This is a genomic window from Gluconobacter sphaericus NBRC 12467 (assembly GCF_006539125.1).
In the GTDB taxonomy this organism is placed as follows: domain Bacteria; phylum Pseudomonadota; class Alphaproteobacteria; order Acetobacterales; family Acetobacteraceae; genus Gluconobacter; species Gluconobacter sphaericus.
Window position 1 is genome coordinate 1 of sequence record NZ_BJMK01000051.1, and the last position, 10,422, is coordinate 10,422.

The 10,422-nt window shown below is 52.8% G+C and carries 8 protein-coding genes and 2 pseudogenes; 5 read left to right on the forward strand and 5 right to left on the reverse strand.

Annotation, left to right across the window (positions count from 1 at the left end):
* The 3 genes and pseudogenes from GSP01_RS13740 to GSP01_RS13750 all read right to left on the reverse strand — a co-directional run.
* Nucleotides 1-77, reverse strand: a pseudogene (locus GSP01_RS13740) (IS5/IS1182 family transposase); the annotation flags it as partial.
* 104 nt (nt 78-181) lie between these two features.
* Nucleotides 182-1,339 (reverse strand): glycoside hydrolase family 28 protein, encoded by a 1,158-nt coding sequence (locus tag GSP01_RS13745; RefSeq protein WP_348536422.1) that lies wholly within the window; start codon nt 1,337-1,339, stop codon nt 182-184.
* Nucleotides 1,340-1,585: 246 nt separating this feature from the next.
* Entirely contained in the window at nt 1,586-2,488 is a 903-nt protein-coding gene (locus tag GSP01_RS13750; RefSeq protein ID WP_306414198.1) for a LysR family transcriptional regulator, read from the reverse strand.
* Between the two features lie 127 nt (nt 2,489-2,615).
* Here GSP01_RS13750 and GSP01_RS13755 point away from each other — a divergent pair, with 127 nt between their 5' ends.
* The 5 genes from GSP01_RS13755 (at nt 2,616) to GSP01_RS13775 (ending at nt 9,214) form a co-directional block, all read left to right on the forward strand.
* Nucleotides 2,616-4,046, forward strand: a complete 1,431-nt coding sequence (locus GSP01_RS13755) for an MFS transporter (protein WP_141354425.1) — start codon at nt 2,616-2,618, stop codon at nt 4,044-4,046.
* A gap of 50 nt (nt 4,047-4,096) precedes the next feature.
* Nucleotides 4,097-4,957: an aldo/keto reductase gene (locus tag GSP01_RS13760; protein WP_141354427.1), complete on the forward strand. Its 861-nt coding sequence runs from the start codon at nt 4,097-4,099 to the stop codon at nt 4,955-4,957.
* Nucleotides 4,958-5,075: 118 nt separating this feature from the next.
* Complete coding sequence (locus tag GSP01_RS13765) at nt 5,076-5,540, forward strand: (2Fe-2S)-binding protein (RefSeq protein ID WP_141354429.1); 465 nt, start codon at nt 5,076-5,078, stop codon at nt 5,538-5,540.
* Between the two features lie 2 nt (nt 5,541-5,542).
* Nucleotides 5,543-7,798, forward strand: a complete 2,256-nt coding sequence (locus tag GSP01_RS13770) for a xanthine dehydrogenase family protein molybdopterin-binding subunit (RefSeq protein ID WP_141354431.1) — start codon at nt 5,543-5,545, stop codon at nt 7,796-7,798.
* A gap of 57 nt (nt 7,799-7,855) precedes the next feature.
* Nucleotides 7,856-9,214, forward strand: a complete 1,359-nt coding sequence (locus GSP01_RS13775; RefSeq protein WP_141354433.1) for a c-type cytochrome — start codon at nt 7,856-7,858, stop codon at nt 9,212-9,214.
* A gap of 33 nt (nt 9,215-9,247) precedes the next feature.
* Here GSP01_RS13775 and GSP01_RS13780 read toward each other — a convergent pair.
* Nucleotides 9,248-9,930: pseudogene (locus GSP01_RS13780) on the reverse strand (SDR family oxidoreductase).
* A gap of 14 nt (nt 9,931-9,944) precedes the next feature.
* Nucleotides 9,945-10,422 (reverse strand): transposase (locus GSP01_RS13785; RefSeq protein WP_141354435.1); only part of this gene is annotated, 478 nt, incomplete at its 5' end.

The following is a 10,422-nucleotide window of genomic DNA, read 5'->3' on the forward strand; positions in this document are numbered from 1 at the left end:
GGTTTGCCGTGGCTCTTTGGGAAAAAGGGCCGCAGACGATCCATCTGTTCATCCGGCAGCCAAAACAGGTCGCTCATTGCCAGTCTCCTCGCAGAGCCTGAATCAGATTTCCATAATCAAATCAATGGGTCCTGAGCCTAAGCAGATCGGGTAAAACGTGGCACTGACATAGGACAATACTTCATTCATGAACGCTTCTCTCGTCCGGACAGCGCAGCTCTGAGCTGTCAATATGCACACCAGGTCCACACTTAAGAACTGGAGACGTCTGGACTGTGAGCGTGCTTCCAGAGGCACTTCCGCGAACATGACTAAGCTGAAGGCCTTTCCGGGCCGACAGGCGAATATTTCTCAAAATGAGCCTCCCAATCGGTGCCTCGGGCAAACCCAACACAACGCCAACCGTCTCCGCATTTGTCGCAGTCAGATCTGTTATGGTGACATCGTGAATATGTGGGGTTGTTGACGTTACCGGAGCAGCGGGGTCGGCCATTAACGCAGTCTGCTGCGTTCCCCCGGGCTGCCCTACATAATAATCACTGATCGACAGTGGAACCCGAACATGATCCATCATCACATGTTCCGCGCTAATCCGGCCAATATCCCCGCCGCGATCTCGCCCAGACTTAATCCGCAATCCGGACAGTGTGTTCTGAAACGAGACGTCAGAAATTCTAATATGATGAGCCCCATTGGCCAGCTCGCTACCAATGGACAGACCGTGTCCTACGCCAAAGCGGGACTGTGTAATGCTGATATCGCTTGCAGCCCGGCCCGGCTGTGTCAAACCGGACTTGATGGCGATGTTGTCATCCCCTGTTGCAATATCGAGATTGCTCATCGCGATATGATTTGAGGAGACGAGATCAATACCATCGGTATTCCGAGACGAGGCAGGGTTGCGGATCGTGAGATGATCGATCCCGATCTGACTGGACTCCCTTACAACGACTGTCCACATTGGAGAATTGCTCGCCGTAATGCCTGAGATTCCTCCATGTTGCACATGCGAGAACTCAATCAGCCAGGGGCGTGGCAGACCATTAGCAGCAGGAACCCCCGGATAATCTGGCCCGTAAGGTAAAGGGCCTGAGGTCTGCGTCTTGTGCGCCTGTACGGCTTGAGGCCACCAGACAGCGGCACCATTCCCATCAATATGACCCTGACCGGTTATAGCCACGTCCTGAACATCAATCGCAGAAACAAGGGCTTCACCGGGCTGCGCTGGATTCCCCAGAAAGGCCCAGTGGAAAAGATGAGTGTCCGAACTCCCCAGAAGGGTACTTCCCTTCGTCAGATTCAGCGTGACATGGTTTTTGAGAGATAAAGGCCCGCTCAACCATCTTCCTGACGTCAACGACACCACGCCACCACCTGCCTCGCTACAGGCTGCAATGGCACGTTGAATAGCCGGACCGTCATTTGTGTGTCCGTCATGCCGTGCACCATAAGCAACAGGATCGCAGTGAGACAACGCAGCGTGACAAAGCGCTGGGAAACTCAAAAAGCTTCCAAATAATATCCATAAGAAAGCAGAGTAAGATCTCATAAATTGCATCCAATTGACGCGATATAGTACAGAATGTCACGTTCCAACATGAAATCGACGAAGATGGTCAATCATAAGTCTTAACGGCTTAGGTATATAATGTTGCCGAGGGAAACAAATATGCCATCCGGGATATAACGGACAGTAAGAAGGGAATAACTCTACCAGTTCACCATTATCCAGATAAGGCTGCGCATCGGGAGAACTAACCATGCAGAGCCCAAAACCTGCGAGCGTCAGTTTAAGGCCCAGTTGCCTGTCCGTCAGAAGAACCGGTCCCTTAACATGGACAGAGAACCATTTCCTCCCATCATGAAACTCCCAATCATATGCATGTTCCTGCCCTGACCATCGCCAACGAACACAGGGGAAGTTAACCAGATCCTTGGGGTGCTCCGGTTGACCATATTGCTTCAGAAAAGCCGGCGTTCCAACAACAACCTGTCTTTTCTCAGGGCCTAAACGAACCGCAACCATTTCAGAACTAATTAACTCGCCAATTTTCAACGCAGCATCGTATTCTGCGGCGGGTAATTGAAGATCAGTATCTGCAACGGTGATATCGACATCGATATCGGGGTATTTTTTAGAGAACTCTGGTAAGGCAGGGAGCAGAATCTGCTCGACGGCAGAACGTGGTGAAAGCAGACGCAGTTTTCCCACCGGTCTATTCGCAGATAATTTCGCATTTTGCAGCGTCTCTGAGAGAGCATGGGCAACCGGACGGAGATCGGACAAAAGGAGTTGCCCTTTTTCTGTCAGGGCCACGGATCGCGTTGTTCGGACAAAAAGCTGCATTCCCAAGTCGTGTTCGAATTGCCGAATAGCCTGTCCTACAGCTGAACCCGAAATTGCCAGAACCCGTCCGGCGGCCGTGAAACTACCTTCGTCAGCGACTGCGATAAACGCAGCAATGTGCCCCAAATTACTTCGATACAATTTCGATATAATCCCAATTTATTATGAAGCTGATCTTCAGAGGTTAACAAGGAAATTCACCTTTTGAAAATGAATTCATTCCAATAGGCTGAGGAATGATCACGCAATCAATAAAACCTCAAAACTGATGGTCCATGATCCAGTGCCGATAAAGAATAACACTTACGTTCTTGGTATTATTATCGGCAGTTATCTTATAATTCTGGTTGATACGTCGATCATCATGACCGGCCTGCCTCACATCCAGGCCGAGATAGGATTGAGTCCGACTACGTTGTCCTGGGCGCAAAGCATTTACACACTGTTTTTTGGTGGTTTTCTTCTGATTGGCGCCAGAGCATGCGACGCCTTAGGTGCACGGAAAGCTCTTGAAGCGGGCTTATGGATTTTCATGACCGCATCGATCGCTATCGCAGGCGTGCAATCTCCTTCCTGGCTTCTCTTTGCCAGAGCATTTCGAGGGTTGGGTGCTGCCTTTGTTGCACCCGCAGCCCTTGCTCTTCTTGCTCTACATTTCAAAGAAGGCGAAGAGCGCAATCGTGCAGTTGCCTGGTACGGATCGACAGCGGGGATTGGGGCCAGCGTTGGAATGGTGTTGGGTGGATGGTTGGCCGATGTCCTTTCCTGGCGTGCCGGCTTTCTGTTGAACCTGCCGCTTAGCAGTTTGCTGATATTTGCAAGCAGACGCTATCTGCATGAGAATCCCCCGCAGAAAATACGTTTTGATTTTCCAGGAGCCATCCTCTCAACCTCAGGTTTTGGCTCTCTGATTTACGGTGTGTCACGTACAGCCGTGCATGGATGGCTTTCCACGGACGTCCTTACTTTCCTCATAGTGAGCGTTGCTCTGCTGGCCCTTCTGGTCTGGCATGAAAATCGTACCGCTTCGCCTCTAATTCCCCTCATGCTTTTCTCCAGCCGTCGCCGAGTTGGAGCATATCTTGCACGCTTTCTCTTTCTTGGACCTATGGTGGCATTCTTCTTTTTTGGTTCAGAATTCATGCAGGAAAGCCTCCATTTCAGCGCCTTGAAGGCAGGGTTGGCGTTTCTTCCCATGACGGTCTTTGCCTGCCTGTCTCCGGCCCTGGTGCCTGGTCTGATCCGCCGGTTTGGTGACAGCCCGGTTATGATCGGGGGATTACTCCTGATTTTTGTCGGTTTGCAGTGGCTTTCCCATATGCCTTATCCTGCAGAATTCTGGAGATCCATTGCTCTACCCATGATCCTTATCGGCGCAGGACAAGGATTTTGTCTGGCTCCGATGACTGCTGCAGGTATCAGCGAGATCGATGTCCGCCATGTGGGGGCGGCGTCAGGTGTTCTCAATATGGCTCATCAGGTCGGCGCCTCGTTTGGTCTGGGGCTGATCGCATCTGTCGCCACAGCAGCTGATGCAAACGATGTCTCTGATACGGCGTTGAATACTCTGACATCGAGTACCGCTGCATTCTCGTTCGGAAGCTGGATGGTACTGCTGGGGGCCATAATCGGCGGATTTCTGATGCGATCTCGCAGAACTCTCAACACAGCATTTCGTCCTGACGGCCCGTCCCTCTGACAATTCCGCTCATTCCGAATGATCTCCCTTTTCCCAAGGAGTGCCAGATAATGACTTCATATCCCCATATTACGCTGAATAATGGTGTGAAAATGCCTCTCCTCGGGTTTGGTGTTTACCAAATGACCGATGATTCTGAATGTGAGGCCTCGGTACTCGAGGCGCTCAATACGGGCTATCGTCTGATAGATACAGCGGCAGCGTATGAGAACGAGGCCGCTGTCGGCCGCGCCATCGCAGCAAGTGGCATTCCCCGTGACGAAATTTTTGTTACAACCAAATTATGGGTCCAGGACGAAGGATACGAGCCGACCAAAGCAGCATTTCATCGCTCGTTAAAACGCCTGCAGCTCGAATACCTTGATCTGTATCTGATCCATCAACCCTATGGGGATGTTCATGGTTCCTGGAGAGCAATGGAAGACTTACAGGATGCCGGGCTGATCCGGGCCATTGGTGTCAGTAATTTCCAGGAAGACCGGATCATGGACCTCATCGCCTTTAACCGCATTGCTCCTGCGGTTAATCAGGTTGAGACACACCCCTTCCATCAGCAACGTGACCTCCAGAAGTTTCTAACCGAAAACCATGTTCAGATTGAATCCTGGGGTCCTTTCGCCGAGGGAAGAAACAATCTGTTCAGCAATTCCATTCTGCAAGACATTGCTTCGCGATATGATCGCTCCGTTGCTCAGGTCGTCTTGCGCTGGCTGATACAACGCCAGGTTGTTACTATCCCCAAGTCCGTTAATCCGGAGCGGATCCGGCAAAATTTTGCTATTTTTGATTTCCAACTTACTGATCAGGACATGAACCTGATTGCCAGTCTTGATACAAGCGCAAGTCTGTTCACTGATCATCGCGACCCTGCGCGCATCAAGTGGATCGCAGAAAAGCGTTTCAAAACCTGAAATCTCATTCATGCATTCTGTTCATCAACTTTATGAATAGAATGCACATAGTTGTTTGAGTTCCGAACAGATATCGTTCTTTTCAAAAAGTCTGTTCTTGAGAGTGAAAGTCGAGACGATGGATCTCACCATAAACGGCGTAACGCATCAGCTTGAGATCGAGCCAGAAACTCCCCTGCTGTGGGCTCTGCGTGATGACCTTGCCATGACGGGTACGAAGTATGGTTGCGGCCTCGCGCAATGCGGGGCCTGCACGGTCCTCGTGAATGGTCAGGCTGTCCGGTCTTGTGTCACGCCCGTTGAAAGGGTGGCAGGCGCTGCGGTCACAACCATTGAAGCGATAGAACAGGACGAGCTCGGCAAACGCGTTGTCTCGGCATGGGTCAAACATCAGGTCCCTCAATGCGGGTACTGTCAGTCAGGTCAGGTGATGGCAGCCGTTTCTCTCCTCAAGCAGATTCCTCATCCGACAGATGATGATATCAACGCCGCCATGGTCAATCTCTGCCGGTGTGGAACCTATAATGCCATCCGCGCCGCGATCCATGACCTTGCGTCCTCTTCTGAAAACGGAGGTGCCTGAGCATGAGCAGAGGCCCGTTCGAAAATATCGCAGAAGCTGCGCAAGTACCCGTTAATCTGTCCCGTCGTGGTTTCCTGCAAGCATCAAGCGGTGCAGCAGCTGGAGCATTTGTTCTCGGGTTTGGGTTACCGACACGACAGGCTCGCGCCAGCGATGCGAAGTCTCCGAAATTTCGTGGGACACAGGTCCCTGCATTCCTTGAAATTCGCCCGGACAACACGGTCAGACTGCAAAGCCCTTTTATCGAAGGTGGTCAGGGAACGTTCACCGCAATGGCGCAAATCGTCGGTGAAGAGCTCGATGCTGATCCGGAAACATTTATCGTTGAGAATGCACCGGCAGGCGACGAATACACCGTCATGGATAGCGGCATGCGCATTACGGGCGGGAGCATGTCTGTACGGGATGGCTATGCTCCCATGCGTCGTCTTGGTGCCCTGGCGCGGGAAATGCTCCTGCAGGCTGGCGCCCAGCAGATGGGCGTTTCTGTGGCTGAACTGACCACACAACCCGGCTATGTCGTACATACAGGATCTGGACGAACTGTCCGTTATGGAGACCTCGCGCATATCGCTATGGATCTTCCGATCCCGGATCCTGCGACTGTGACACTAAAAGACCCCTCACAATTCCGGTGGATAGGAAAGCCCGTACAGAGGCTTGATATTTATGAAAAATCAACCGGAAAAGCGGAATATACGATTGATATGCATGTGGAGGGAATGCTCCATGCGGCTGTCCAGCATGCCCCCCGACTTGGAATGGTCATCGCGTCCATTCGCAATGAAGAGCAGGTCCGCAACATGCGGGGCATCCACTCTGTTCACCACCTGCCGGGCGCTGTCGCTGTGGTCTCTGAACGCTGGTGGCATGCCAAGCGGGGAGCTGAAGCCCTTCTCGTGGACTGGGCTGAAGCTACTCCCGATGCCGTAGAAACCATGCGTGTGATGCCGGCTGATTTTTCTTCAGAGTCATACAAAACACATCTTGAGACGGCATCCGGAAAGATAGACGACGCTGAGACTAAAGGCGATACAGAACAGGCTTTCAAAAAAGCTCATACTGTTCTTGAGGCAACCTATTCCAGTCAGTATGTCAATCACGCCCAGCTCGAGCCGCCTTCTGCGCTTGCCCGCTACAATGCTGACGGAACACTGGATATCTGGCTGCCCAATCAGGCCCCCGATATGTTCCGTGCCGATATGGCCAAGCGTACCGGTCTTGATGTCGAAAAAATCACTATTCATTCGCCACTGTTGGGTGGTTTTTTCGGTCGTCATTTCCTTTACGATCACGCCAACCCCTATCCGCAAGCGATCTTTTTGGCCAAAGCGACAGGGCGCCCCATCAAGTTGATCTGGAGCCGCGAAGAAGAATTCCTGCGCGATGCTCTGCGTCCGCTAGCGGTTGTCAAGTTCCGCGGTGGCCTTGATATAAGCGGCTACCCTGTGGCGCTTGAAGCGATCAGCGCGACTGAAGGGCCAACTGAAGGGTTAGGTCCCAAACGGGGCAAAAATCTGGATCCGTCAGCCCTCGAAGGCTTAACAGGCAAGGCCTACGACATTCCCAATCGTCGCATTGCCCAACGCTATGTCAAAAGCCCGACTGCGCTTGGATACTGGCGCTCGGTCGGCAACTCCATGAATGACTTTCTCTACGAAACTTTTCTGGATGAGCTGGCGGATCAGGGGGGCAAGGATCCGTATGAACTCCGTCGCCATCTGTTACGAGGGAATAATCGTCTTACCACCCTGCTCCAGGGCGTAGTGGACCTCTCTGGCGGCTGGAAGCGCGGCCCCTTCACTGCGGCAGATGGCTCCCGACGAGCCCGGGGGATCGGTATGGCATCTCCGTTTGGCTCTGAGGCCGCGGCAATAGCCGAAGTATCAATTGAGCAGGGACAGGTTCATGTGCACGAGATCTGGGAAGCTCTGGATCCAGGTTCCATCGTCAACCCGGCTATTGTAGAGGCTCAGATCAACGGAGCAGTTGCTCTGGGCCTGTCCCAGGTACTCCTGGAAGAAACTATATATGAGAATGGTATGCCACGGGCCCGGAACTATGATGGCTATCCTATTCTCACATTGGATCATATGCCGCGCGTTCATGTAAAAATCGTGGAAAGTGGTGAGAAAATGGGAGGCGTGGGTGAGCCTCCCTTACCCGCCATTCCCCCAGCCGTTGCCAATGCCGTGTCGACACTCGTCGGGCGTCGTATCCGCAGCATGCCGCTGTCACGTCATGATTTTCAGAGCTGATAAACTGGCGGTTACCAGACACCTCCCATGCGAGCCCATAACGATGCGGATTAACACATGAACAACCGTTTGAAAAAAGCTCTCACAGTTCTCGCGCCGACTGCTGTTGTTCTAACGGCTGGCGTTACCTGGTTTGTATCCCGCACGCCCGCGTCTCATTTTGATTCCGTGATTTCTCCTGATCTTTCGCCTGCGCTTGTATCTCGCGGTGAGTATATCTCACGTCTTTCAGACTGCGTGGCGTGTCATAGTGTACCAGACGGTGCAGCGTATACTGGTGGTTTGAAAATGGTCACTCCAATGGGTGCCATCTTTGCGACCAATATCACGCCAGATCAAACAACAGGTATTGGCACCTATACGCTTGCTGACTTTGATCGTGCCATTCGGTCCGGCGTCGCCAAGGATGGACGCCGCATGTATCCTGCAATGCCCTATCCATCATATGCAAAACTGTCCGATGAGGATGTCCGGGCTTTGTATGCCTATTTCATGAAAGGCGTGCCTGCCGTTCATCGGAAAAACAGAAAAAGTACAATTCCCTGGCCATTGAATATGCGCTGGCCACTGGCTTTCTGGAATGTGGTTTTTGCCCCGTCAGACGTTTATCGCTCGGACGCCTCCAAAGATGCTCAATGGAACCGAGGGGCCTATCTTGTTGAAGGAGCGGGGCACTGCGGGGCCTGTCATACGCCGCGAAGTCTGGCCTTCAACGAAAAGGGGACAGACAGCCATAGTGCGGTCTTTGTCTCCGGAGCGCTGATTGACGGGTGGTTTGCGCCCAGCCTGCGTAATGATCCCAACACGGGTCTAGGTCGGTGGAGCGAGGACGATGTCTTCCGTTTTCTCAAGACCGGCCGGAACGAACATGCTGTCGTTTTCGGCTCCATGACAGAGGCTTTCAACAACTCGACGCAGTTTTTCTTGGATGACGATCTGCGGGCTGTCGCGCATTATCTCAAGTCTCTGCAAGGCGATCAGCAAGGAGACGGAGCGCCGTGGCAGTATGAGCCGACACAGGCTGCGTCTCTCCAACCCGCAGCACGACAGAGCATCCCGGGTGCGCAGACCTACATGGCGAAATGCAGTTTCTGTCATGGGACGGATGGGCGCGGGCAGGGGGAATGGGTGCCGCCGCTGGCAGGAGCAGCTTCGTCTCTGCTGCCGGACAGTTCCTCCTCCATCAACGTCACACTTAACGGATCTGGCCGTGTCGTCGCGGCCGGAGTGCCAGATTCCTATCGGATGCCGTCATATCGCACGCAGCTTTCCGATGGCGAAATTGCGGACGTGCTGACCTTTGTTCGCTCGTCATGGGGAAACCGGCAATCTCCCGTCACGAAAGGAGATGTCAAAAAACTAAGGGAACGGACCGTTCCGGCCAGAAGCAGCCCAGTTGTTTTGAAAATCCGTTAACCCGGCAGAGGTCTGCCGGGTTAACGTCAAACGTCAACGTAAGCCATCGGAGGCAATGAGTGTTTCGCCTGTCAGCCAGCGAGCGTCATCAGAGGCGAGGAAAACGGCAAGTGGAGCAATGTCCTGAACTTGGTCGCTACGTCCCAATGGGGTCTGTGAGATAATGAACTGCTCCATTTCAGAACCCACAACATTGGCAGTTTTGGTGCCTTCTGTTTCAATCAGGCCAGGATTGATAGCATTGACCCGGATTTTTCTTGGCCCCAGTTCACGGGCAAGAGAACCTGTGATGGCGTCAACGGCTCCCTTTGTTCCCGTATAGACCGCAGAATTTGGTGGCGTAATACGAGATACAGCGGAGCTGATATTGATAACGCTACCGCCATCACCAAGATGTTTGGCTGCGGCCTGCGTCGTCAGTAGAGTGCCCAGCACATTGATATTGAAGAGACGATAGAAGTGCTCTTCGGTGATCTCGTCAATCGAAGCAAATTCATAAACCCCGGAATTATTGACGAGAATATCCAAGCGCCCGAATTGATTGACCGCCGCATCTACGATGGCCTGGCATCGGATTTATGGGAAACATCTCCCTGAACAGCAACGGCCTGACCGCCATTGCTCGCGATGGCAGAGACTACGGCGTCGGCTCCGGATTTGCTGGAGGCGTAATTGAGGACGACAGCAGCCCCCGCTTCGGCAAGTGCCTTGGCAATACTAGCAACTGTGTTTAAGCGGCGGAGCTAATGCGCCATGGCAGGGCGGTTTTGAGGACGACATTGGCGATTGTGACGAGACGCCGTGCGATAGCGACGATCACCAGTTTGTGTGGCTTACCCCGCTCTTTCATACGCTTGGCAACAGCTTTCAGAACCGGATTATGGCAGGCAGCAGCCAATCCTGCCTGGAACAGGACGTGGCGGAAAGATCTTCTTCCCCCTGAAATGACACGTTTCCCGCGCATCGCGCCACTATCATGAGCTATTGGTGCAAGTCCGGTCATGGCAGCGGCTTCTGTCGCTGTCATGCGGCCGAGCTCTGGCATTTCGGCGAGAAGCATGGCGACTGATACCAGGCCGATACCAGGAATGGAACGGAGAAGATCTGCTTTGGCAGAGAGTTCTTTGCCCTGTGCAATAACTCCTTCAATCCGTTGTTCGAGCTCGCTGATCTGGCTCTCAAGAAATGCTTTAAGACTGCTGTCCATC